At 42.8% G+C, this 1,218-nt stretch carries 2 protein-coding genes; one reads left to right on the plus strand and one right to left on the minus strand.

Features of this window, described 5'->3' with window-relative positions; genetic code table 11:
- Window positions 1-681 (minus strand): DEAD/DEAH box helicase (locus tag A3735_RS00490; protein ID WP_231882299.1); only part of this gene is annotated, 681 nt, incomplete at its 3' end.
- 87 nt (window positions 682-768) lie between these two features.
- Between A3735_RS00490 and A3735_RS00495 the strand changes: the two genes are divergently transcribed.
- Window positions 769-1,212: a DUF3010 family protein gene (locus A3735_RS00495; protein ID WP_068509463.1), complete on the plus strand. Its 444-nt coding sequence runs from the start codon at window positions 769-771 to the stop codon at window positions 1,210-1,212.
- The last annotated feature ends 6 nt before the right edge of the window (window positions 1,213-1,218 follow it).

Consider the following 1,218-nt stretch of genomic DNA (forward strand, 5'->3'; position numbering starts at 1 on the left):
CTGTTTAGGCATGCCCCTCAAAATACGATTTATATCATTAATGAAACCCATGTCTAGCATACGGTCTGCTTCATCAAATACTAGGAACTCAATGTGATTTAAGTCGATACACTCCTTCATGAGCAAGTCGAGTAAACGTCCAGGTGTAGCCACCACAATACTCACCCCCTTTTTGATAGCTTGTATTTGTGGGTTCAAGCTAACGCCGCCATAGGCGATAGCTGACTGAATATTTGTGTTGTGGCTGTAAGTATTTATGCTATTGAATACTTGTAGTGCTAATTCTCGTGTAGGTGTTAATACTAAGGCTTTGGGTGACTGGCAGGAGCTTTCTTCAATGTTGTCATTAATTGGCTTAAGGGTGTTTTGAGCATCAATAAGTTTTTGAATAATGGGAAGGGCAAAGGCTGCGGTTTTGCCCGTACCGGTTTGTGCCCCAGCCATCACATCGTGGCCGGCGAGAACTTCAGGAATAGCTGCTTGTTGGATAGGCGTTGCGTCAAGGTAGCCGAGCTCAAGCAGATGAGTCAATAATTGAGGGGAAAGACCTAGGGTTTGAAAGCTCATGGATATCTCGATTATTGATAGTGGGAAAATGGCGTGCAGTGTAGCGGCTTTATCTTGAACTTGATATATGACACCGCTAGGCTGTTTAATTCCGGGCTTTACTTGATCTGTCATGAAATCTATACGCCAACAGCTATTGATCATTTCATTAGCGTGCAGATTTACCTACAATGCAGCCATTCCTAATATTGAGATTTAGTTATGAAAGTATGTGGTGTTGAATTAAAGGGTAGTGATGCGATTATTTGTCTCTTGTCCATGGATGATGAGATATTCGATATCCCTGACTGTCGCGTAAGAAAAGTGACGCTAGAGAAGAGCCATAGTCTAAAGTACTTTCAGGCTACGTTTGCCAAACTGATGACAGACTATCAAATAGATACCGTAATTATTCGAGAGAGACCGACAAAAGGTAAGTTTGCCGGTGGTGCGATTGGTTTCAAAATGGAGGCTGCAATTGAACTGATTGATGGAGTCGATGTTCGCTTGATAACCCCAGTTGATATCAAAGCAGCTGTTAAGAAAAACCCTATCCCGGTACCTTTTGAAGAAACAGGCCTGAAAGTGATGCAAGAAGCCGCATTTACTACAGCTTATGCCTACCTTATGCGTAGACATTATGGTGTGGATGCAGAACAGGAGTAACGGCCA

The organism is Oleiphilus sp. HI0061, assembly GCF_001635675.1.

What these genes read in the sequence shown, in the direction of transcription:
- A3735_RS00495 (WP_068509463.1), top strand. Translation starts at nt 769, where the DNA reads ATGAAAGTATGTGGTGTTGAATTAAAGGGTAGTGATGCGATTATTTGT.